This window comes from Verrucomicrobiia bacterium (assembly GCA_035489575.1).
Lineage (GTDB): Bacteria > Patescibacteriota > Saccharimonadia > Saccharimonadales > JAGQNK01 > DATHJY01.
This window is the reverse complement of record DATHJY010000014.1, coordinates 1-23,203: the sequence shown is the minus strand read 5'-3', so window position 1 is coordinate 23,203 and position 23,203 is coordinate 1. Positions and strand designations below refer to the sequence as shown.

Annotated in this window: 17 protein-coding genes; 11 read left to right on the top strand and 6 right to left on the bottom strand. The window is 51.7% G+C overall.

The genetic code is table 11. The features are described 5' to 3' along the window. Positions 1 to 90: 90 nt before the first annotated feature. Together VK694_07690 and VK694_07685 are read right to left on the bottom strand one after the other, a co-directional pair. Entirely contained in the window at positions 91 to 2,115 is a 2,025-nt protein-coding gene (locus VK694_07690) for a gamma-glutamyl-gamma-aminobutyrate hydrolase family protein (GenBank protein HTE58591.1), read from the bottom strand. Between the two features lie 738 nt (positions 2,116 to 2,853). Then, the gene (locus VK694_07685; protein HTE58590.1) at positions 2,854 to 3,381 is read right to left on the bottom strand and encodes a histidine phosphatase family protein; all 528 of its coding nucleotides are present in this window, start codon (positions 3,379 to 3,381) and stop codon (positions 2,854 to 2,856) included. Between the two features lie 97 nt (positions 3,382 to 3,478). On the opposite strand from VK694_07685, the gene tilS reads away from it, so the two are divergent. From tilS to VK694_07635, 10 genes are all read left to right on the top strand, one after another. Continuing rightward, on the top strand, positions 3,479 to 4,348 hold the full coding sequence (gene tilS / locus VK694_07680) for a tRNA lysidine(34) synthetase TilS (protein ID HTE58589.1): 870 nt from the start codon (positions 3,479 to 3,481) through the stop codon (positions 4,346 to 4,348). Between the two features lie 273 nt (positions 4,349 to 4,621). Further along, a complete protein-coding gene (gene ftsH / locus VK694_07675; protein ID HTE58588.1) occupies positions 4,622 to 6,499 on the top strand; it encodes an ATP-dependent zinc metalloprotease FtsH in 1,878 nt (625 codons plus the stop codon). Positions 6,500 to 6,602: 103 nt separating this feature from the next. After that, on the top strand, positions 6,603 to 14,054 hold the full coding sequence (locus VK694_07670) for a PA14 domain-containing protein (GenBank protein HTE58587.1): 7,452 nt from the start codon (positions 6,603 to 6,605) through the stop codon (positions 14,052 to 14,054). A gap of 28 nt (positions 14,055 to 14,082) precedes the next feature. After that, entirely contained in the window at positions 14,083 to 14,268 is a 186-nt protein-coding gene (locus VK694_07665; protein HTE58586.1) for a hypothetical protein, read from the top strand. Between the two features lie 487 nt (positions 14,269 to 14,755). Continuing rightward, positions 14,756 to 16,828, top strand: a complete 2,073-nt coding sequence (locus VK694_07660; protein HTE58585.1) for an RHS repeat-associated core domain-containing protein — start codon at positions 14,756 to 14,758, stop codon at positions 16,826 to 16,828. Between the two features lie 20 nt (positions 16,829 to 16,848). Beyond that, on the top strand, positions 16,849 to 17,196 hold the full coding sequence (locus tag VK694_07655; protein HTE58584.1) for a hypothetical protein: 348 nt from the start codon (positions 16,849 to 16,851) through the stop codon (positions 17,194 to 17,196). 194 nt (positions 17,197 to 17,390) lie between these two features. Continuing rightward, positions 17,391 to 18,851, top strand: a complete 1,461-nt coding sequence (locus tag VK694_07650) for an RHS repeat-associated core domain-containing protein (protein ID HTE58583.1) — start codon at positions 17,391 to 17,393, stop codon at positions 18,849 to 18,851. A 124-nt stretch (positions 18,852 to 18,975) separates the two neighbouring features. Then, the gene (locus VK694_07645; protein ID HTE58582.1) at positions 18,976 to 19,308 is read left to right on the top strand and encodes a hypothetical protein; all 333 of its coding nucleotides are present in this window, start codon (positions 18,976 to 18,978) and stop codon (positions 19,306 to 19,308) included. 92 nt (positions 19,309 to 19,400) lie between these two features. Beyond that, positions 19,401 to 19,631: a hypothetical protein gene (locus tag VK694_07640; protein HTE58581.1), complete on the top strand. Its 231-nt coding sequence runs from the start codon at positions 19,401 to 19,403 to the stop codon at positions 19,629 to 19,631. A 146-nt stretch (positions 19,632 to 19,777) separates the two neighbouring features. Continuing rightward, positions 19,778 to 20,395: a transposase gene (locus VK694_07635; protein ID HTE58580.1), complete on the top strand. Its 618-nt coding sequence runs from the start codon at positions 19,778 to 19,780 to the stop codon at positions 20,393 to 20,395. A 72-nt stretch (positions 20,396 to 20,467) separates the two neighbouring features. On the opposite strand, the gene VK694_07630 is transcribed toward VK694_07635, so the two are convergent. Further along, on the bottom strand, positions 20,468 to 20,731 hold the full coding sequence (locus VK694_07630; GenBank protein ID HTE58579.1) for a hypothetical protein: 264 nt from the start codon (positions 20,729 to 20,731) through the stop codon (positions 20,468 to 20,470). Positions 20,732 to 21,107: 376 nt separating this feature from the next. On the opposite strand from VK694_07630, the gene VK694_07625 reads away from it, so the two are divergent. Continuing rightward, positions 21,108 to 21,458 (top strand): hypothetical protein, encoded by a 351-nt coding sequence (locus VK694_07625; protein HTE58578.1) that lies wholly within the window; start codon positions 21,108 to 21,110, stop codon positions 21,456 to 21,458. Positions 21,459 to 21,465: 7 nt separating this feature from the next. Here VK694_07625 and VK694_07620 read toward each other — a convergent pair whose 3' ends face one another. Genes VK694_07620 through VK694_07610 form a run of 3 tightly spaced genes read right to left on the bottom strand, consistent with a single transcriptional unit; the run spans position 21,466 to position 23,020 of the window. Beyond that, positions 21,466 to 21,747: a hypothetical protein gene (locus VK694_07620; GenBank protein ID HTE58577.1), complete on the bottom strand. Its 282-nt coding sequence runs from the start codon at positions 21,745 to 21,747 to the stop codon at positions 21,466 to 21,468. A gap of 15 nt (positions 21,748 to 21,762) precedes the next feature. Next, positions 21,763 to 22,482 carry a hypothetical protein gene (locus VK694_07615; GenBank protein HTE58576.1) on the bottom strand — a complete coding sequence of 240 codons (720 nt, stop codon included), beginning with the start codon at positions 22,480 to 22,482 and terminating at the stop codon, positions 21,763 to 21,765. A 46-nt stretch (positions 22,483 to 22,528) separates the two neighbouring features. Continuing rightward, positions 22,529 to 23,020, bottom strand: coding sequence for a hypothetical protein (locus tag VK694_07610; protein HTE58575.1), 492 nt, complete (start codon positions 23,018 to 23,020; stop codon positions 22,529 to 22,531). Positions 23,021 to 23,203 lie beyond the last annotated feature (183 nt).

Sequence of the window (23,203 nt, the reverse complement as noted above, 5' to 3'; positions counted from 1 at the left end):
AACAGCAAACAAGTTTGCTTGGTTTGGCCAACGGGTAGCTACAACAGGCTGCAATATAGCATGTTTTGTCCCTGTTGGCTAGGGTCAGGCTCACTCGTATTCTGTGGTGCCTGGTGGTTTGCCGGTCAGGTCGTATACCAGTGTGCCGTGGTCTCGGAGTGACTGGTCCAGATCTGCCATAACTCGGTCAAAACCTGCCTGGTCAATATGCACCCCAGGCACAGCGGCAATACCGGTCATGTAGTCTTCTTTGCTGCCCTTGCCTCGGCGGTGAGCCATTTCGGCAAGCTTGTCGCCTGTTATAAACAGACGCAGCGCCAGAGTGGGCTGGCCTGTGCCCAGTAGGTCAAAGCCCAGTGTGGCAACAAAATGTTGGCTAATGTAGGGGTCTAGGTCTTCGCGGTGCATGGCTGATCGCTTTATTTCTTCCATGCGCCTCAGGTTCTTGGCGATTTGTGGCGTAACGTCGGTGATGACCCCGCCCACTCGGGCTCGGTCAATTGTTACCCCGGGCGCATACAGCACCCGGTTTACGTCCGAGAATTTGTCGGTGATTTGCTGGGATAGCTCATCCAGACGATCCCACGGCGCGGCGCCTTCCAAGACAACCAGATTAGTCAGGCTGCGGCCGTCCCCCTTATTGCCAACGGTATTTAGACAGACGATATGTCCGCGGACTTCGTCGCCCAACAAGGTGTCTAATCTGTCCTGTAGCTGCTCGAAGTTCTCTGGTTTGTTGAGCGTACCCTCTGGGTTGGCAACAATCCGGGGCCCCAGGCCAGGGCCGGGAAACGGCTGACGATCAGAAAGCTCTTCGGGCAGGCCGTACATCTCGCGGGCGCTGGACCGGACATGGTGCTTGAACAGTCCCAGCAGTGGCTCTAGGATCTGGCCGGAGGTGCGCATGGCATCGGTTTCTGGGGTGACGTTATGATGATGCTTGATCACGTCACCACCGTGGGCTCCGCTTTCTACAAAGTCTGCGGCGTTGGTGCCCTGCAAAAGATACTGTGTGGCAGATCGTTCGGTGCGCCGCTGGGCCATGATGCCTTCGCTGATGTCTATAAACGCTTTGCCAATCAGACGCCTTTTTAGCTGCGGGTCTGCCTCGCTAATGAGCGGGCCAGCCAGATACTCCTCGCCCGTTTCTTTGTCTATCAGGGTGATACGTTCGTGAAAGAAGTGGTCAGAGGCGTCGACCTTCTGTACGGGGATACCTGACCGGCCTAGCATATCCACCACCTCTTCGTCCTCGGTGCGCATCAGGCCGTTATCTATAAAGTAGAAGGTCAGTTGGTCTAGCCGCCCCAGACGTTCGGCAACTGTCTTGGCCATCATGGCCACAACAGATGAGTCGACACCACCGCTGATGAGCCCGGTGATCTCGCCCCCGCTTTCCAGTATGTCTGCTATCTTGGCTTCTTCCTTGTGTAGGTACTCGCCCAGCGCAACTTCCTCGGTGTAGTGTGGGTCTGGGGCTATGTTGGCCGTTTCTTGCAGGAATTGCCGGAACATATCCACCCCTTGTTCGGTGTCATTTACCTCTGGGTGGAACTGGGTGCCGAACACTCTTCCGTCCTGACTCTCGAAGGCTGCGACAATGCCGCGCGAATCGCCGATCTGCCTAAAGCCAGGCGGCAGTTCTAGGATGCTATCGCCATGACTCATCAGGGCTTTGGTAACCCTGCCCAGGCCAGAAAAGGCGACAGAGTCTGGGTCGATGGTGATATCGGTGGCGCCGTACTCGCCCAGGTGGTGGCCGTCTTCTTCTTTTTTGCCTACTTCACCACCCAGGGTTTTTGCGATTAGCTGGCCGCCGTAGCAGATACCCATGGTGGGGATTCGTCCATCCAGTAGTTCGGTGGGTATTGTTGGGGCGTCGGCATCGTTGACACTCTTGTTGCTGCCAGACAGAACCACCGCCTTGTAGTTGCTGGTGATACTCTCTATGTCTAGCTGGGTGTTGGCAGTGACGGGTACGATATCGGCCCGGATACCTTGTTCGACTATTTCCCAGTAGATAAGATCGCGGTATTGGGCGCCAAAATCTAAGATAAGCGCTCGATCATTCGGCTGTACGATTTCATGGGTTGGAAGGGCTTCGGTCTCTGACATGTGTCTAATAAAAGCATAAAAGGTATGGCTATAGCTAGGATTTACATTATTTTGGCATAAGCGTTATACTAAGAATCTAGTATGGCAATACTAGATACGTCACCACAACTATCAACCGAAACTTTACAAGGGGCCGAGAGCCCCTTTTTTTATGACCAAGCACCAGCAGTAGCCAGCAGAGAAACCCAGTCGTATCTTTTCTCAGAGGGGTTCTGGCTGGTTCATTCTGATTTGCTAACAGCAGAGCCACGGATGGTGGCTCAGTATGGCATAAGTGCTGACTCAGAAGAGCCAGTAGGCAGGGGGGAACAAGCAGCTCGGTTTATGACCCTGGCTTTTGACGCCAAGTGGCCAGAGGGCGCGGTGCCCACCACTGGGCGGGCGGCATCGTATGTATGGCAGCTGACCCATGCCCAAGAGGGCGAAGGACGAATCGTGCAGCAGCTGCACGCCAAACCTCATGAGGTGACGGCCGCCCGCCGGTCCTACAACGTACAGGGTGTTGGCGCCAGGGTAGAATCAGACGATGCAGTCACACTGGCGCGGGACATCAAGTCCATAACCAAGAGCGAATGGATGCAAGAGCATGTGGCCGGGCTCCGCCGCAGGCAAGAGCTTGCCCGGGTTGCCTTGAGTCGGTTTGCCGTTGAGGGTCTATCTCTTTCGGAACGCAAATATAAGGAAGAGCTAAAGCGCCACGAACACAACGTAGCTCGGGTGGTGTTCTTGGATGGGTTCTTAGAGCCACTCCTGGATCTCGGCATTCGGCAAGCTATGGGGGTGACTCATGGGAAAGTCTTTGTGTACCAGGCTGCGCATGGCTCTACCGAAGCTGCCATGACTTACAACCATAATATCGTCGTGCGGCAGCGTCTCTAGCCAATCTAGGACGGTGCGGGCCCGCTCTACAATCTCGTCATCGTCTTCTACATCATGGTGTTTTAGCGTCGCATATTCCGGCCGGCTACCCGGACGGGTCTGTCCCTGTAATTTTCCAAAGTTACGTTCTACCATCCGCTTATCCACGATAATTTTGTCTAGGGGATAGCCAACTTGGGTGGCAAAAATCTCTGCCGTTTCTTTGGCTCGTTCTAGGGGTGAGCACACAATAACATCCACATGCAGTTTATTGGACAGGGCGTCCTGCCCAGCTTTTTTGGCCTGGCCTCGACCATGGTCGGTCAGGGGTGTGTCTGATACACCGTCATAAATATTATGAATATTGCTAGCACTCTGGCCGTGTCGAAGAAAGTAGAGGTGTTTCATGTGAGGTCCTTTTATTTCTTGCCTCTGTTAAGTGAGAGCCATCCTGGAGGCGGGGGATAAGAGGATCTCATAGTATTATTATAGGGTGAAGCTACAGATGAAACCAGGGACGTACGTGGTGGCGGTGTCGGGCGGTGTGGACTCGATGGCTTTGCTGGATATGCTCAGACAACAGCCAGACGTGTCTATGGTAGTGGCTCATTTTGACCATGGTATTCGACCCGATACCCATGAAGATCGCCAGCTTATTCAGGATGTGACCAGGCAACATGCTATCCCCTTTGTGTACGAAGAAGCGCAGCTAGGTCCGGGTGTTAGCGAAAACACGGCACGTGTTGCTCGTTACGACTTTCTGCGTCGGGCCAAAGAGGCTCACGGTGCTCAGGCCATTGTGACCGCTCATCATCAGGATGATTTGCTAGAGACAGCCGTGCTGAATATCATGCGTGGCACTGGACCACGCGGCTTGGTGTCTCTGAGAAGTCGGCCCGGACTGGAGCGGCCACTGCTGCACGTGCCCAAGAAAGATCTAGTTGCCTATGCCAAGGACCAAGGGCTGGTGTGGCGCGAGGACAGCACCAATGCCGACACGCGCTACGCCCGTAACTATGTCAGGCAGCATATTATTCCTAAGTTTTCCGCCGCACAGCGCCAAGAACTCCTGCACCACATCACCCAGCTGGGTCCCGTGCAGCAAGAACTAGAGCAGCTGTTGGTCGACTACCTGCACCTGCATCCGGGCCAGAGCGAGCTGAACCGGCACTGGTTTATCATGTTGCCGCATGCTGTGTCACGAGAGGTTATGCTGGTGTGGCTGCAACGTCACCAGGTGACGGATATCACCAGCAAGACCCTGGAACGACTGGTACGGGCCGCCAAAACATACGCGCCCGGCCAGGTGGCTGATGTGGATAAAATACATGTTTTACACATTACAAAGGACTCCTTGGCACTCAAACGTCGGTAATGAGACACCCATTCTGGGTTTCTCATCGCACGGAATGCGAAGTAAATTCGCATTCCGGCTGCTCTTCCCGGTTTCTCTCTGGTTGATAATTCAAGCTTTAGCAGTCATCCGTGGGGACCGCTAGCAAGGAAGCTTAACGCTCTGTATAATAGATTTATGGGTAGAGTCCGCACTGCCACCTGTTCGCAAATGGTGGCTCCCGTTCTACTCGTTCCGACCGAACCTGGGCAGCCTCAAAGGCTGCACCCATTTCAAATCTAAAGGAGATACTGAATGGACCCCAAAAAACCGTTTCGTAATTTACCCGGAAGTGGCAACTCAAAACGCAAAGGTATGAAAAATGCCAGTTTTATTGCGCTGGTGATTCTTTTTAGTTTGCTGATTCTGTCCTACTACCGACAGTCTGCACCCAAACTAGAAAAGAAACCCCTGACACAAGTAGTCCAAGAAGCCAACGACGGCAAATACGAAAAGATTGTTGTCCAAGGTGACACGATCAAAGTAACCAAGAAGGATCAAAAAGATCCCACCATCGAATCCCGCAAAGACCCCCAAGTTGGCCTGAAAGAGGAAGGTCTAGACACAGACAAAACCCCGGTTACTTACGAGGCCGAATCTAACGCTGGAGCCACCTGGGCCACCATTGGTCTGAACTTGCTGCCAGTTGTCTTTATTAGTTTCATTTTGTTCTTTATGTTGCGCAGTGCACAGGGACAAGGCAATCAGGCACTAAGTTTTGGCAAGAGCCGCGCCCGGCTGTACGGCAACGAAAAAGACAAAGTAACCTTCCGCAGTATTGCTGGCACAGACGAGGCCAAGGTTGATCTGCAGGAAGTCGTCGAATTCTTGAAGTTCCCCAAGAAGTTCGAGGCCGTCGGTGCCAAGATCCCCAAGGGCGTGTTGCTAGTGGGCCCTCCGGGTACCGGCAAGACCATGCTGGCCCGCGCTGTGGCTGGTGAGGCTAACGTGCCGTTCTTTAGCATTTCTGGTTCTGAGTTTGTGGAAATGTTTGTGGGTGTCGGTGCCAGCCGCGTCCGCGACCTATTTGCCAAGGCTAAAAAGAACGCCCCTTGTATTATCTTTGTCGACGAGATCGACGCCGTCGGTCGCCGCCGTGGTAGTGGTATGGGTGGTGGCCACGACGAACGCGAACAAACTCTCAACCAAATCCTGGTAGAGATGGACGGGTTCGAACAAGGTACCAACGTGATTGTATTGGCGGCAACCAACCGTTCTGACGTGTTGGACCCCGCCTTGCTGCGCCCTGGCCGTTTTGACCGCCGCGTCAACATCAGCCTGCCAGACCGCAAAGATCGCGAAGCTATCCTAAAAGTCCACTTTGCCAAAAAGCCTCTGGCCAAAAATGTTGACCTAGACGCTCTGGCTGCCAAGTCTGCCGGTTCATCTGGCGCTGACCTGTCTAATATTGCCAACGAGGCGGCTATCATTGCCGCCCGGCACAATCGCCACGAGATTACCCAAGACGATGTTACCAACGCCTTTGAAAAGGTAGCTATTGGCCCCGAGCGCAAGAGCAAGGTCATGAGCGAGAAAGAAAAAGAGCTGACTGCCTATCACGAGGCCGGACACGCCGTGGTTGGCCATGTCCTGCCGGACAGTGACCCTATCCATAAGGTAACCATCATTCCTCGTGGTGGCACTGGCGGCGTTACCTGGGCTATTCCCCCAGAGGATAAGAGCTATCACAGCATCATAGAATTCAAGGACGTATTGGCCCGCATGCTGGGTGGGCGCATTGCCGAAGAGCTCATTTACGGCAAAGAGCACGTCACAACCGGCGCCGGTTCTGATCTGCCCAAAGCTGCCGAGCTAGCGCGCGATATGATCATCAACCAAGGTATGGGCAGCGGCAAGCTGCGCAACCAAGTCTTTCATGTAGAAGAGGGTATGATGATAGAGCGTATGGTCCATGAGCGACAGTATTCGGACGACACTGCCAAGCTGATTGACGATGAAGTAGAAAGCCTGATCAGCGAGGCCGCCACTCGCGCCCGCGAAGTTCTGTCGGTGAACAAAGACGGACTAGAAGCGGTTAAGAAAGCACTGCTAGACAAAGAAACCATAGACGCCGACGAAGTAGTAACACTGCTCAAAGGCTCTACTATGCCCAAAGCCGCAGCCCTGTACTAAGCTAACAAAATTAAAACAAATTTAAACATTCTAAAAGTTACTGTTGTCAGGGAGCTCCCCGAGCCGTACTATCCGCTTAAGATACTTAACTACGGAGACGGCGATGCAGGTAACCTTGGGGGGCATGCGCGGCAGATGTAACTTTGGCTTTGTAACAAAACAGCGCTTCATTGCGCTGTTTTTATTGCTGGGTATTTTGGTAGGGACAATTCTTCCGACCGCGTCAGCGTATGCCTTGTACCGTCCCAATCCTGATAATCCTCATATAAAAGATGCTCCGGCCGACGCCAACAAGCCCATGAAGCAGGACTATCCTAAGGGCGAGGTGGCCACCACTTCGCAACTGAAGGCCGCGGCAGACGCAAAACCACTGCAACCCAAGGAGAGGGCCGGAGGGGCTTTGATGGGTGAGGCACTCCAGGGTATTACAGACACCCCAAAGCCAAAACCAGGGGAGGTGGTCGGCAAGCGTACAGCTACCTCTTCAACAACCGTGAACCAGGACGGCACTATCACCGAAGAACACTCCTTTACCCCAAAGCACTTCCAAAAAGCAGGCAAGTGGGAGGTGATTGATACCAAACTGATAGAAGATAAAAACGCTGGTGATGCCGACAACTTTCTAGGTCGCGCCTGGGGACAGGTCCGGTCAGCGGTGACAGAAGAAAAAACCTTCCAGGTCAAAGACAACGACTGGCAGGCTCGGTTTGCCCCGAGCGATGCCAAAGACGGCTTGCTCCGCATAAAGAAAGGCAATGACCAAATCGGCTTTGAACCAATCGGCGCCAAAAAGGTCGCCCCGGTTATCACCACCAACAACGAGGGCAGACAGACTGTCCATTACTATGACTTGTGGCCTGGCGTGAATGTGGAATACACGGTTGAGTCCGCGGCGGTCAAAGAAAATATTATTATCAAAGACAAAAACGCCACCCACCAGGTGTCGTTCAGAATGCTGGGTGCCAGCCTAGAAAAACAAAAAAGTGACAAAAAAGATGGACCAGCCTATGTCATCAAAGGCGCATTTGGTGACGAGTTCGGGATAGCGCCACCCAACCTCATCCTCAATAACTTTGGGTTCGTCAGTGACCAGAAAGTGTTTGGCCAGACATATCAGGACGGTATTGTGACGCTGTCTGTGGACAGAGAATACCTGAAGAACCTTCCGGATAAGGCTTTCCCGGCGGTGATAGACCCGTACATTATCAGCAGCTTTGGCGGCAGTTATGTGTCATTCAAAGACGATGGGAGTGTTTGTTATTCCAATGTCTGCGGTCTTCATGCCGGAACGCTGAATGATCCCGACGGAACACCCAGGGCCTGGCGGGGAGCCTTTCATGCGCCGTACAGCCAGGCTGCTACTAATGGCAATACGCTCGTCAATGCCACGTTGCACTTGGTCCAGCGTTCCAGTGAAAGCTACTGGACAGGCGACTGGGGCTGGCATACTTTTGACGTGGGGTACGCGCCATGCCTAACCAATATTGGCTGTGTCACCGGCGATTTGGGGATAGCTAGCAACGGGCTGGCTGGCTCGGGCGATATCAACGTTACTGGCATTTACCAACACCTGGTTGCTGCTGGCAATCTTTCCGGGTGGCTCATGCTTATGGGCGAGGATGATACGGGCCATTCATTTAAAAACTTTGACTCCGATTACAGCCGCGTTACCTTCACCTACGACGGCTCACTGGTGGCTCCCTCCATTGAGACACCGACACCTAACCAGGTGTATGTAGATCCGCAGCCCTCATTTAGGGCAAACGAAGTTTCAAATCCAAATGGCAGCACACCTTTACAATACGAGTTTCAGGTCAGCGGCGGTCCTGATGGGTCTGGCGCGTTGATCGCCTCTGGTAAATCGTATTCACGCCAATGGACCGTGCCGGATGGTATTTTGCAAGACGGCTCTACCTATTATGTTCGATCCCGCAGCCATGATCACAGTATTCCATTAACTAGCCAATGGGGCACGGCCGTGCCGTTTCGCGTAGACATGCGCACCGGCAAAGACCAGACTCAAACCTATGATAACCTGGGTCCGGTAGACGTAGACCTGGCCACCGGCAATGTCACCACTAGCGCCAGTAGCCACACATCGTCAGCCTTGGGCGGTAGTTTGGGTGTGAGCTTGGACTACAACTCGCCGCTCAAATCTCGAAATGGCCTCGTTGGGCAATATTGGGATGACAATAACTTTACGGGTGCCCCAGCGGTAACGCGAGTAGACCAAAATATAGACTTCGCGTGGGATACTGGTGCACCGGCGTCAGGTGTGAGCGCAGATAGCTTCACGGTGCGCTGGAAGGGCTACTTTGTTGCCCCACAAACGGGCTCGTACCAGTTTGGCGCTGCCGCTGATGATGGCTGCAGTGTCTGGGTGAATAGTCAGCAGGTCCTTAACAGCTGGACAACATGCGGTAGCCAATATGGCACTGCCGTCAACCTGACAGCAGGCCAGATCGTGCCCATGCAAATGGATTATCGGGAAGGAAGCGGCAGTGCCTCTGCCGAGTTGTGGGTAAAGGGCGTGGTGAGTACGTCTGGCATGAAGGTGCCGCAATCCTGGCTGCAGACGGGCGTCAGGCAACTGCCCAACCAGCGCGGGCTGATTGGTGAATACTTTGCGCGGCTGGATGGCACCAATACGTTCTCTGCCGGTAATCCAAAAGTTATGGAGCGCACCGATCCATACCTTGGTTTTGACTGGAAGGAGGATGCTCCGGTCGCCAACGGTCCCAAAGACTTCTTAGTGCGCTGGCACGGCTACGTCACTGTGCCAACTACAGGCACCTATACTTTCGGTTCGAGGAGTGACGATGGAGTGAAGATAATGCTCGATACCAGCACTACGGTCTACAACGACTGGACGCCGCATGGTGCACCGGCAACGCCCGGCTGGGGGACCGGATACGTGCTAACCGCAAATACACCGACTCGCATAACGATTGAATACTTCGATCAGGTAGCATTTGCAAGCTTTGAACTCTGGGCTAAAAGCACTGATGCCAATGTGCCGCAGCAGATCGTGCCCAGTGACTGGCTGTCACCGCAGGCACAGGTACTGCCGAACGGTTGGAGTCTGGGACTAGATCCAGACGGCAACCTCAGCTACGACCGCCTCAAGGCCAACCAAAATAGCGTGGTCCTCACAGATTCTACGGGCGCCACCCACGAATACACCTCGACTGGCAGCGGTTATAAGCCACCAGTCAATGAAGACGGCCAACTGGTGCGCAATGCCGACGGCACTTTTACTCTGCAGGACGTCGACGGCCGAACCTATGTATTCGGAATAGACGGCACACTGACATCCGTGACCAGTGCGGTAGATGACCGCAAACCCGCCGCTTTGCAATACGAATACGGCAGTCTCAATGGTGGGCCAACGCATCTGTATCGTATAAAAGACAGCGTAGACCCGTCGCGTACCGCCACCGTATACTACAGCGGCCAAAGCGACTGTGGCAGCGCCCCATCCGGCTTCGACGCAAACGCACCCGCCGGCATGATCTGCGCGGTCAAGACCAATGACAGCCGCGCAACATATTTCTACTATATTGACGGTCAATTGGCACGTATCGCTCAGCCCGGAAATCAGATGGCTGATTACCAATACGAGGTAGTAAATAATGCCGCCAGTCAGCCGATCGGCTACCGGCTGGTGGGTATGCGTAGTGCACTTGCCAATGATGCAATTGCAGCCGAAGTACGAGCAAATGACGATAACGTCAAAACACAGATTGCATACGATATCCTGGGGCGGGCTACCAGTGTCACGCAACCGGCACCAACTACGAACGCGAGTCGCCTGCAGCACACCATCGAATATCTGCCAGGCGCAGAAAGTTATGTAGACGGAAATGGCAGCACAATCCCCGGTTACGAAGGCATGACCAAACAGCACGTGGTAGGCGCCGCAGAGCCGCACGGTTTTAGCCGCCGTATCAAGTACGACAGCCTGTTCCGTACCATTGAGGCAACAGATATAAGCAACCTATCCAGCAAGGCTGAGTGGGATCCGGCAAAAGACCTACTACTCAGCAGTCTGGACCCTACTGGACTTAAGGGCACAACAATTTACGATGATGAAGATCGTCCAGTAGACAGTTATGGCCCAGCGCCGGCTGCGTGGTTTGGCGCAGACCGCAAGCCGCTCACCAGCTACCTTGCTCAAGTACCGCATAGTCAGGTTGGCTACGAAGAAGGAATGATAGGCCCGGCAGTGGCCTGGTACGACTACTCCAAACCCACCGGCAACCCCAGCGGCACTTTGTTTGGTGCACCCAAACTGCATACCACTGGCATCAACACCACCAGCCCCGGGCTGATAGATGCCACGACCGCCCAGATACCTATAACCGCCAGCTCTGGCATGCAGGGGGTTGGCTTTAGTGCCACCGGTAAACTGCGGCTCCCTACCGGCACCTACTGGCTGGTTCCGTCAGACGGCATTCGCGTATGGGTAGACGATATCCTGGTAGTAGATAAATGGGATGGAGTTGTGTGGCCGGGTCTGTCGGGTGGTAGCTTTACCGTGGCTGGCGGTGCTGCCACGCGTGTCCGGATTGATGGTTATCGTACCACCGGTGCCACTACGCCACTGACCGTATCAATGCAGCAAGCCGGTGGCTTTACCTGGACCACCGACTGGTCCAGCTACCTCAAACCGGGCTACGGCCTGACGACCAGCACCAAAACTTACGACAGTACGGTCGGGGATAGTACTGCTACCGTAAACTACGGATCCACACCAGAGCTAGGTTTGCCGCAGAGCGCAACCGCAGATCCAACAGGACTGAACCTTACCTCAACTGCTACCTATGAACAGCAAGGTGCCACCGGCAGCTACTTGCGGCCAACCAGCAAGAGCCGGCCTGGCGATTCGTCTACTAATCCGGCCACCTCCTATACCTACTATGGTGCCACCGAAACTCGCGATAATCCCTGCACAACTAGTACCACCGAGGCCTTCAAGCAGGCCGGTATGCTCAAGCTCACTACCGGGGCCAGTCCAGACAATGGCACCACACCCGGACGTGTCGGCGAGGTAGTCTATGACGATGCGGGCAGAATAGTTGCCACGCGCACTAATAACGACGGCTGGACCTGCACAAGCTATGACACCCGCGGCCGGCCGGCACAGACAGCCATTTCGGCTTTCGGGTCCGAACCCGGACGCACCGCCACAAATAACTACGCTGTTTGGGGCGACCCAACCTATACCGGCGCAGAGGACGCCAGCGGCTCGATTGTGACGCAAGTAGACCTGCTTGGTCGGACCATTTGGTATCACGACGCCCAGTGGAACGAAACGTGGACCGGCTATGATAGTCTCGGCCGCATGTCTAGCCGCACCAGCCCCTTGGGTGTGGAATCATTTGTTTACGACACCTACAATCGGCTCACTCAGCAGAAGTTGGACAATGTGACGTATGCCGTTGTCTCGTACGATCAATACAGCCGCACGCAGTCAGTTGAATATCCCAATGCCTCTAGCCAAAAGATGGTAGTTAGCCGTGATGCGCTTGGTAGGCCAAGCGGAAAAACATACTACGCAGGCGGCTCCCAAACACCAGGTAGTAACGTGATCTCCAACCCTTCGGTAGAGCAGGTGTCGGGCAGCGATCCCAATAAGCCTGAGAGTTGGCAGCACAGTGCTTGGGGTACAAACACAGCGAACTTCACATACCTCAATGAAGGCTACACCACGAATCACAGCGTCAAAACAGAAATCACTAGCCATACCGATGGTGACGCCAAGTGGTATTTCGATCCAGTAGCTGTTTTGGGTAATACCACCTATACATTCAAGGACTACTACAAATCGAACATCACAACCGAAGCAGTCGTGCAGTACACGCACCAAAATCAGAGTGTCAGCTACCAATCGCTTGGCAACATAAACGCCAGCAGTAACTGGACGCAAAGCGATCTCAGCTTTACTACACCAGCAACTGCGGTACAGGCAACGGTATTCCATCTAGTGGCTAATGTCGGCTGGCTCATCGTGGATGATGCAGAATTGTACGCTACAAACTCGGGCAGCCAGACCATCATGGCAAGTGATATCGTGACTCGCAGCCAAAGCGGGCGCATAGTCTCTGGCATCGAAAACGGTCAAACCAAATCCTACACCTACGACAAAGCCAGCCGTCTGACCGCAGCGACACTAGGTGCCAACACCTACACCTATGGCTTCGGTACTCAAAGTGGCTCCTGTGCATCCGGCACCAATGCAAGCTCTGGCAAAAACAGCAACCGCACCGCCCAGACAATCAATAGCGTCACTACCACCTACTGCTACGACTATGCCGACAAGCTCATCGGCAGCTCTGACCCGCTCACGAATGCTGCCCAATACGACGCGCATGGCAATACTACCTCCATAGGCTCGGGTACATCTCCACTCCAGATGTTCTATGACTCCTCGGATCGCAACTGGGGCTTCCAGCAGACTACAGCCGCAGGCAACGGCACTGCCAGCTACTACAGTCGTGACGTGGCAAGTCGCATCACCTACCGCGAAACAGACACTATTTCAGCTTGGAACTGGACCCTCACTAACCAACAGTGGTACGGCTTCACTGGCTCCGGAGATGCCGCAAGCTTTGTGCGCAACGCCAATTGGGACATAACCGAGAAATACTTGTCCCTGGCTGGCGGTGTCCTGGTAACCATCCGCCCAGGACAAACCGGCAACGCCAACAAAGTCTATTCACTGCCCAACATGCACGGCAGCGTTATGGCCACCACCGACGCATCTGGCACCCTGACCGGCACCTTCCGCTACGATCCCTTCGGCAACAAGGTTAGCACCTCATTCCCGGACAACACCTACGCCGGCGCCACCTTAGGCTGGGCGGGCTCCCACCAAAAAATAACCGAGAAAGACCTCACCCTCGCCCCCATCCAAATGGGAGCCAGAGTCTACTTCCCAACCCTCGGCCGCTTCGCCCAAATAGACCCCATCCCCGGAGGCAACGCCAATGACTACATCTATCCTGCCGATCCCATCAATATGATTGATTTCAGTGGTGCCGCTGCCGAAATACCCATATTTAATAATCTGTGCTACTTATGTGGCAGTGGTCCTATCGCAAGTCTCAATAGGGCAGTGGCCGCAGCAGTTGGCATACCTTTACCTGTTCCGTACCGGGCACCAGCACGGGTGGCTACGCCTCGGGCAGTGACATCATCGGCACCAGCACGGCCTACGTTAACACTTCCTAAGATACAAGGAATACCTCTGGGCCCGATCTCGCCCACATTGAGAGCCGGTGACCCAAATGAAAGACCGTACCCCACAACTCATGATCGCGTCAGTCGTGTACTTGATACCGGGAGAGACTATGCTGACAATGGTCAGATTGTCGGCTATGGAGCAGGGTGTATGCTTAGTGGGGGTGCGGCTATATATGGCTCTGCCCTCTCGTTCGGCGGAACGATACTTTTAACGGGTGTTGCATGTGCAGCTGGCACACAAATGGGTGGTGACATCGGGTATGTGTTAGGCGGTACGGTTGGAGTGCTTAAAGGATTAGTCACTTTTTAATAATAAAGGAGAGTTGAGGGCTTAATTGATGGAAACAGCACAAGAGATGATTTTACTTGGTTTAGGGTTCGTGGTCGGTGGATTACTGCTCGTAATGGGAATGCTCTTCCATGTGTTTCCTGACAGCAATAGAGCGAAAAGGTTGTGGGCGATTATTATCCCAGGGATTATTATAGGGCTGGCCCTGATATTGTCGGGCAGCCTAATGAAGTAGGTTTAGGGACTTATCCATGCAGGTCTCATACCTAAATGTCTTAATAGCGTCCGGGTTCACAGCCTTTACGATTTATCTGATTTGCGTAAGAGTTAAGCACATACCAGCTGCGGATAAATATAAAGGTACACCAAGTTACGGGCTATACAAAAAGATCTACAGTCCTCGTTTTTTGGTCATCGCGATAGCCAACACACTGCTTATTCTTCTTGGTCTGGCATATCAAATCTTCAGCTCATTACTTGGACCACCTCCATTCTTTGTTGAGATGCTCTCATTTATTATGCAGCTTGGGGTTTACATCGTACTAGTATATCTACTAGTACTTCTGTTCCGGAAAAAGTAATAGCCTCATAGGGAAACAGGCTACGACAACTACAACCGTCTCACCCAGCAGAAATTAGACAACGTCACATACGCCATTGTCTCTTACGACCAATACAGTCGCACGCAGGCAGTTGAATATCCCAATGCTGGCGGTCAAAAGATGGTCATCGGACGCGATGCACTAGGCAGGACCAACAGCCAAACGTACCACCAGGGCGGCGGGCAAACCCCAGGCAGTAATATCATTCCAAATGCCTCGGTCGAGCAAGTCTCTGGCAGTGACCCAGACAAACCCGAGGGTTGGCAGCATAGTGCTTGGGGGACCAACACAGCTAACTTCACCTATCTCAACGAGGGCTATACAGGCAGCCGCAGTGTTAAAACAGAAATCACCAACTATACTGACGGGGACGCCAAATGGTACTTTGACCCTGTCTCCGTCGTGGGCAATACATCTTACACCTTCAAAGATTACTACCGTTCCAATATTCAAACCGAAGCAGTGGTCCAGTATACTCACCAAAATCAGAGCGTCACATACGAATGGCTTGGCAATATAAACACCAGCAGTAACTGGACGCAGTCCACTCAAAGCTTCACTACACCAGCTACAGCCGTACAAGCAACGGTGTTTCACATAGTTGCCGGCGTGGGCTGGCTGATGGTAGACGATGCCGAACTGTACGTAAGCAGCCAAACCGGCAGCCAGAACATCATAGCCAGTGATTCTGTCACGAGAAGCCAAAGCGGAAGGGTTATATCCGGCACAGAGAATGGCCAGACCAAATCCTATACCTACGACAAAGCCGGCCGCCTCACAAATGCCACCATAGGCAGCAATACCTATGCCTACGGCTTCGGCGCTCAGAACGGCTCATGTGCATCGGCAACAAACACAAACTCCGGCAAGAACAGTAACCGAACCACCCAGACAATCAACGGCCAAACCACCACCTATTGCTACGACTACGCAGACAAACTTATCAGTAGCTCGGACCCACTCGCCAACGCCGCTCAATACGATAGCCACGGCAATACCACCTCCATAGGCTCGGGTACATCTCCACTCCAGATGTTCTATGACTCCTCGGATCGCAACTGGGGGTTCCAGCAAACAACATCAGCAGGAAACGGAAACGCCAGCTACTACAGCCGCGACGTGGCCAACCGTATTACCTACCGCGAAACAGACACTATTTCAGCTTGGAACTGGGCCCTCACCAACCAACAGTGGTACGGCTTTATTGGTTCTGGCGATGCCGCAAGCCTTGTCCGCAACGCCAACTGGGATATAACAGAGAAATATCTATCGTTGGCTGGAGGCGTTCTGGTGACTATTCGCCCGGGGCAGACCGGCAACGCTAATAAGGTCTACTCATTACCCAACATGCACGGGAGTGTTATGGCCACCACGGATGCAGCTGGAACACTCACTGGCACCTTCCGCTACGACCCATTCGGCAACAAGGTTAGCACCTCGTTCCCGGACAACACCTACGCCGGCGCCACATTAGGCTACGCCGGCGCCCACCAAAAGATCACCGAAAAAGACTTATCCCTTGCACCAATCCAAATGGGAGCCAGAGTCTACCTCTCAGTCCTCGGAAGATTTACTCAGGTAGACCCCATCCCCGGAGGCAACGCCAATGATTACATCTATCCACCTGATCCGATAAACATGTTTGATTTCAGTGGTGCCTCCGAATCGTCCATACCCCTCTTTAATAATCAGTGCATCTTGTGTGGCAGTGGCTCCACGGCAGTTCTGAACAGGGCAGTAGCCGCAGCGATAGGTATGACACTGCCTGTTCCGTACAGAGCACCTGCACGGGCAGCGGCACTGAGGGCTGTGGCACCGGCAGCAAAGCCTGCGTTGGGTTTGGCTAAGGTGTACAGTTCTCCTGTTAAGGTACTATCTAATGGTCCACCTAATCCTCCGCGTTCAGATCAACGACCGCGGGGAGGTAAGTCTGCCATGCAGCATATTGGAGGGGCGGCTCGTGCGGCGGGTGTTGGCTGTGTCGCTTCAAGTGGTGGAGTATTCATCACAGGGGCCGCCTTAACCATCTTTACTTGGGGTGCTGCCGCACCTGCGAGTGGTGTAGCGATTGTGGGTGCTTGCGTTAAAGGGGCCGTAGGTGGGGTGGTTGTCTATGGCTTAACTCAAGGAAGCGAAGGAGGCTCCATCGATGCTTCTGGGATCTACGACGGTTATGATCTAAGATATAGGTAAGTTAAATAGAAAGGCTAATGATGGAGAATGCAGGAATTGTTTTGGTTATCAGTACTGCCATAGTCGGGCTGGCTTCTATCATCAGCGCCTCATATAAAACTGGCTTTATAGCCTTCTCAGTTCAATCTCACCTTCGAGACGATCAGCCAAAGTACGAGGTTGACAATAATAAAACAGGACGATTTGCAAAGATTATGCTTGCAACATTCTTGTTAAATATTCTATATGGCTTTCTGATAGTTCAAGATCTACGCGAAATAGCGGCCGTAATAGTGTTCAGTTTGCTGAACACAGCCTTCATCGCCTATAGTCTAGTTTATTGGGTGCTTCTCAAGAAAAAGGTAAATCAGAAAGCGCGAAAGCGCTAGAGGATTTCACCCCATCATATGAATGAAGTTTTGCAGTTGATTATACTTACTGTATTTATCCCAAGCTTGATTATATGGGGTCTTTTGGATAGGGGATAAGAGGACGTTCCTCCAGAGGCCTCAGCTTAACCACACCCGCAGATGCCACGCATGCAACAGTCTTCCATATCGTGTCGGACGTAGGCTGGCTCATCATGGACGACACAGAACTATATGCCACAAACGCGGGCAGCCAAAATATCATGGCAAGCGATACCGTTACCCGCAGCCAAAGCGGGCAAATAGTCTCTGGCACAGAGAATGGCCAAGCCAAATCCTATACCTATGACAAAGCCGGTCGCCTGACAAATGCCACTATAGGCAGCAACACATACGCCTATGGCTTTGGCGCCCAGTCCGGCTCCTGCGCCGGTGGAACCAATGCCAACTCCGGCAAAAACAGCAACCGCACATCCCAAACAATCAATGGCTCCACAACCACCTACTGCTACGACTACGCAGATCGCCTCATCAGTAGCTCTGACCCCCTCACCAACAATGCCCAATACGACGCCCACGGCAATATGACATCTCTAGGTTCAGGCGCCACACCACTGCAACTCCTCTACGACTCCTCAGATCGTAACTGGGGCCTCACACAGATTGCTCCTGCTAGTGGCAACGGAAGCGCAAGCTACTACAGCCGTGACGTTGCCAATCGTGTGATCTACCGCGAGACAGATACTATATCCAACTGGAACTGGAATATCACCAGCCAGGAATGGTACGGCTTTACCGGTTCAGGTTCGGCCAGCTTTGTACGCAATGCCAGCTGGGATATAACAGAGAAATACCTATCGCTGGCTGGGGGTGTCTTGCTCACCATCCGTCCAGGCCAAACCGGCAACACCAACAAAGTCTACTCACTCCCCAACATGCATGGGAGCATAATGGCAACAACAGATGCCTCCGGCACCCTCACCGGCACCTTCCGCTACGACCCCTTCGGCAATAAGATCAGCACAACCTATCCCAACAACACCACCCAAAGTTCAACCTTCGGTTGGGCAGGTAGCCACCAAAAAATAACCGAAAAAGACTTATCACTTGCACCAATCCAAATGGGAGCTAGAGTCTACCTAGCAGTCCTAGGAAGATTTACTCAGGTAGACCCCATCCCCGGAGGCAACGCCAATGATTACATCTATCCACCTGACCCAATAAACATGATTGATTTCAGCGGTGCTTCTCAGATACCCCTCTTTAACAACCTATGCATCTTGTGTGGCAGCGGCTCTGCGGCAGGTCTCAGCAGGGTAGTAGCCGCAGCGATAGGTATGACACTACCTGTTCCGTACACAGCACCAGCACGGGTGGCTACGCCGAAGATTGCGGCTGTGGCTACACCGAGACAGCAACTTACGCTTCCGAAGGTGCGGGATACCAGGAGTGCTATTTCGAAGGTTACTGGGGTATTAAATGGCATAACCAAACCAACTACTGGTAAGTCTTTGATGCAACACGCAAAGGGCGTTGCTTTTGCGGCTGGCACGGGCTGTGTTGGATCAAGCGGTGCGGTATTTATGACTGGAGCCGTGGCATCCATAGTAACACTGGGAGCCGCAGCCGGACCAAGCATGGCAGCGGTGTTGCATACTCTTGTATTGGTGGTCTAGGAACGGGCGCCACGGCGTATGTACTAACTCAGGGAAGCAGCGACTATGACGATATGTCCTCCGTGTACGATTCTTATATGTATCTCAATGGGTTAAGATAAATATGATAAGAGGAGAAGTCTAAATGGAATTAGCTATAATTTCGGTCGTTATAATATGGGTCTCTGTATTTGCCGTGTCCTATAAAACTGGATTTGTATACCTTTCTATGAAATCGTATCTTCGTGATAATAAACCTAAGTATGAAGTTGATAAGACTAAAGTGGGAAAATTTGTAACTAGTATCCTACTGTCTTTCTTGATAAATATTGTAGGTGGTGTTGCGATAGCTGGAACTATTCGTGAAATAGGGGCGGTATTTATCTTTAGCTTACTTAATATGACTGCTATAACTTATGCTCTAGTTTACTGGGTACTTCTAAAAGAAAAGAAGAAGACCACTACAGGTAAAGGTTAGGGATTAGTAGATTGCGAAATACATGCCATGCTGATGATCAGGCAGTCTCCAGGAAGAGGATAAGCTTCGTAACTCAAGTAGAATAGAGAATTATGAAGATATGCATTAAACGAGACTCCGGTTATGCCGATAGTCTTCGTAACTACGAAGTGTTAGTAGATGGTAAAAAGATCGGTACAATCGCTGATAACGAAAGGAAAGACTTCCATGTCAAGCCTGGTATGCATGCTTTGTATTTGAAAATCGACTATATCAAAAGCAATCACATTAATTTCAAGGGCGGCGATGGTGAAGATCTCAGCTTTGAAATTAAAATAACTTAAGAGGGAAAAGATATCTTTTACCATTTTATTTAACGATTCGATAACGAAGGATAACAAGATAACGATAACGAAGGCGATAACGAACGATAACGAAGACTGTCTTCTAACAGATAGAAAAACGTGTCACATTTTGTTATTCTAGTCGTATGCCTCAGAAAAACACCATCAAAGAATATGCCCCACATTCGTATTATCACGTCTACACCCGTGGCGCTAACAAGCAAAAGATATTTCTAGAAGCAAAAGATTATCATTACTTCCTGTCACTTTTTAAAAGATACCTTTCTGACCAGAAAGCAACAAGCAAGACAGGCGTCGTATATCCAAACTACAGCGTCAATATCAAACTATTGTCGTACTGTCTTATGACTAACCATATCCATTTGTTGATCTACCAGACCGACGATGCGCAATCACTCCGAAAACTCATGAGCAGCTTAATGACAAGCTACAGCAAATACTTCAACCTAAAATATCGTCACGTAGGCTCAGTGTTTGAGAGTCGCTATAAAGCAAAGCGAATCGACAACGATGGCTACCTAACCCACATCTCGCGATACATACACATGAATCCGCGTCGCTGGCAGACATATAGCTATTCAAGCCTGCGTTTTGTTTTTAGCGAGCAGTGCCCAGGGTGGCTATCACTTAGCGAGGTTTTGTCTGAGTTCAAAAGTCGCGAAGATTATCTTGCGTTTCTGCGCGATTATCAAGAGAACAAAGATATACTTGAGGAAGTTAAGTATCAGCTTGCTGACGATTGACATGAATTAACACCTATAGAAGACTGTCTTCGTTAATCCTTCCTATAGAAGACTGTCTTCGTTAATCCTTCGTTAATCCCTGTCTTCGTTAATCCGTGTATAGCGCCCCAACTGTGTTAGTTTGAGGTCTGTAGCTATTTTTTTGAAGAGTGAGTTTACAAAAAAGACGGCAAATATGGCTCGCCAAACGAGCCTGATATCGGAGTGTTCGGCTTCTTTTATGGCTTGCCAGTTTTTGTAGAACCAATATATTTCGTATAGGTTAAATGTTATGGCGCTCAGCCAGAACAATTTCTTGGGCTGAATCTGATAATACTTAGGATGTGCTGTTGCCATACCTTGTGACTCCGAGTAGTTTTTAGTTTACAGAGGTATAATAACACAAAAAATATAATTCGTCCACAGTATATATTGCTAAAAAGCTTGCAATATTATATAATGTGCAAAGTTATTTTACTTAAGGAGTTGTATGAAAGACCCTTATTTTGCTGGTTTTCTTAAACTTCTGCCTAAGCGCCGCCGATGGCAAAACATGGTAGGGTTTGCACTATTCTGCCTTTTGTCTGCTTCTCCATCTGTCTATTCTCATGGGCGGATGGGAGCGGCTTTGAACATGTTCCGGATGCCCCATAGAGCAGAGCAGTATCTTAGGCAGGGATGCCTCCAAGAGAATGCCCGGGCAAATAGTGGCCTCGCGTGCGGCGATATAAAAATGAAGGGCCTCAAGACTGAGCGCAAAGGGCTCCCAGGCGCGGGCAAACCTGCGTGGATAGCCCGTGGCTTGGCCAGGGGCGAGAATGGTGATCTCTTTGTCGTGATTGAGGTCGTTATGAATAAAGAAGGGCACCTAATCCGATACCACCCGACGTACCTGGATGGCAGCGGTACACTTATTGGGCGACCACGAATAGGGGACGATGAAGCAGCAACAAATACCACCACGCCAGCTAAAGAATATATAGAACCCGCAAAGGACCCTGAGGCGTATATGCCTAGCGAGGCTATTCCTCCGGCCAGTGTAGATTTAGGCCCGGGATATCAGCTTAGAGCCGAATCACAGTAGGGGAGGCTCACTCTAATTGCCGCAGGCAGGCAGCTGCAATCTCCTGCCATCGCTCCGCGTCTTCTGTTCTTTCTGTCAGGGACTGCGCTTCGGCTGCTCCTACTGCCGCAGCGGCTGCACCCTGTAGGTCGGGTGGTGCTTTGGTTGCTTCAACATAGGCCCAGACAAACCAAGAGGCCGCCTCGCCGTATTCATCACGCTTCATGCGCCCCTGCCCATATTCCATGAAACGTTCGAAATCAGGTGTCTGTTCCTCGCGTTGTGTAGGCCGCTTCTTGTGGTCTTCCATGCCCCAATCTTACACCTACTGATTTGGGCGTGAGAGGTTTTGCATGCTCACAACTTCAAAGGAGCCAACGCGATCAGTGGGGTCGTAATGATACTTACCTGTTAGTTTTTGGTCATGTACTTCGGCCGAAACAAGCATATTGTCGTATTGCCGCACAACAATCTGATTGCTGCCGACCTTTCTGAAAGTTGACTCTGTGCTGGCAAGCCAGTTTCCAAGGTATAGGGCCCAGCCTATGCCAGAAAAGGCAAACACAAGCCCGAGGGCTGCTAGTTTGAATTTCTGTATAATGCTTCGAAGCTGCGGAAATGAGTGCGCTACGAGCCATGTCGTCAGGCCACTAAAGACAAGCAATAGGGCGGCAATATAAAAGACATGCAAAAACTTTCCCCAAGAGAAGTCCCTGTAATAGGCGAGCAGGGGCATGAATGCCATGCTGGTCAAAAGAGTCACCCAACAGTACAAAATTACAACTCCAACCTTCTCAAACAAGACTTCTTGCAAAATTGCATAGAAGTGCAGGAAAAGCCATACGGTGCCGAAGGCAGTCAAACTGAGCAGGGTAAAAACCACTGCAATCGCAAATGCAATGTAGCTTTCAGTACCAACACGCACCGTCTGATACGGTATGCCAAAATAGTTTAAATAGCCTACCTCAAAAAAGTACGTGTAGAACTTTCCTACGAGCGTTAGTAGCCAAACCAGCGCTACGGCATCGATTAGTTTGTTCTTCATTAAAAGCTCCTGCCAAGTCCTAGTCATGCCTAGCCTCCCATAAAAGTTATATCGTGTCGTCGAATGGGGGAAGCTCTAGTTTTCGGGTGAGTTCTTCCACCTCACCAAGCGCTTCCCTGCGAACTACTTCTGCCGCAAGGCGTCGCTTATCATAAACGGCAACGTCACGGAGTTCTTCGGCTCTTTCGGCACGTGCCTTTGACACTTCCAGGCGGGACATTTTGGGGTAGGGACAATTTGCGCATGCCATCCGGCCAGCGGCTCGGCCCAGGTGGTCTTGGGCGTCGGCGGGTGACTTATATGCCCTGATGTCACCCCCACCATCTATGCCCCAGGTTTGAACGCCTGGACCATCGAATCCGTATTCATCGACTTCACCGTCTGCCCGGACGTCAATATTGAGATTAGTATCCTGTGTGCGTGGACAGTCGAGTACTGCCCTGACTATAATCTGACGCTGAGTATTGCCAATACGCTGAAAGGTAACTTCCTTGTGCTCACAGCGCTCAAAGTTTTTCTTGCCCTTGTCTCCAAACATGCGGCTTACTGTAACATAAATACCGATCCTATCAAGGGTTGTTGACCCCAATCACGAATTAGCCCCAACAAATAAAGCACGCTACACTTTCTCCTGTTAATCGACTAAAACAAACAAGGAGAAAAGCATGCGTGCTCTACAAAAACAGCATATCGTAGATGTTTTTGTTTGGGTAGACGATAG

What these genes read in the sequence shown, in the direction of transcription:
- VK694_07690 (HTE58591.1), bottom strand. Translation starts at nt 2,115, where the DNA reads ATGTCAGAGACCGAAGCCCTTCCAACCCATGAAATCGTACAGCCGAAT.
- VK694_07685 (HTE58590.1), bottom strand. Translation starts at nt 3,381, where the DNA reads ATGAAACACCTCTACTTTCTTCGACACGGCCAGAGTGCTAGCAATATT.
- tilS (HTE58589.1), top strand. Translation starts at nt 3,479, where the DNA reads ATGAAACCAGGGACGTACGTGGTGGCGGTGTCGGGCGGTGTGGACTCG.
- ftsH (HTE58588.1), top strand. Translation starts at nt 4,622, where the DNA reads ATGGACCCCAAAAAACCGTTTCGTAATTTACCCGGAAGTGGCAACTCA.
- VK694_07670 (HTE58587.1), top strand. Translation starts at nt 6,603, where the DNA reads ATGCAGGTAACCTTGGGGGGCATGCGCGGCAGATGTAACTTTGGCTTT.
- VK694_07665 (HTE58586.1), top strand. Translation starts at nt 14,083, where the DNA reads ATGGAAACAGCACAAGAGATGATTTTACTTGGTTTAGGGTTCGTGGTC.
- VK694_07660 (HTE58585.1), top strand. Translation starts at nt 14,756, where the DNA reads ATGGTCATCGGACGCGATGCACTAGGCAGGACCAACAGCCAAACGTAC.
- VK694_07655 (HTE58584.1), top strand. Translation starts at nt 16,849, where the DNA reads ATGGAGAATGCAGGAATTGTTTTGGTTATCAGTACTGCCATAGTCGGG.
- VK694_07650 (HTE58583.1), top strand. Translation starts at nt 17,391, where the DNA reads ATGGACGACACAGAACTATATGCCACAAACGCGGGCAGCCAAAATATC.
- VK694_07645 (HTE58582.1), top strand. Translation starts at nt 18,976, where the DNA reads ATGGAATTAGCTATAATTTCGGTCGTTATAATATGGGTCTCTGTATTT.
- VK694_07640 (HTE58581.1), top strand. Translation starts at nt 19,401, where the DNA reads ATGAAGATATGCATTAAACGAGACTCCGGTTATGCCGATAGTCTTCGT.
- VK694_07635 (HTE58580.1), top strand. Translation starts at nt 19,778, where the DNA reads ATGCCTCAGAAAAACACCATCAAAGAATATGCCCCACATTCGTATTAT.
- VK694_07630 (HTE58579.1), bottom strand. Translation starts at nt 20,731, where the DNA reads ATGGCAACAGCACATCCTAAGTATTATCAGATTCAGCCCAAGAAATTG.
- VK694_07625 (HTE58578.1), top strand. Translation starts at nt 21,108, where the DNA reads ATGAAGGGCCTCAAGACTGAGCGCAAAGGGCTCCCAGGCGCGGGCAAA.
- VK694_07620 (HTE58577.1), bottom strand. Translation starts at nt 21,747, where the DNA reads ATGGAAGACCACAAGAAGCGGCCTACACAACGCGAGGAACAGACACCT.
- VK694_07615 (HTE58576.1), bottom strand. Translation starts at nt 22,482, where the DNA reads ATGAAGAACAAACTAATCGATGCCGTAGCGCTGGTTTGGCTACTAACG.
- VK694_07610 (HTE58575.1), bottom strand. Translation starts at nt 23,020, where the DNA reads ATGTTTGGAGACAAGGGCAAGAAAAACTTTGAGCGCTGTGAGCACAAG.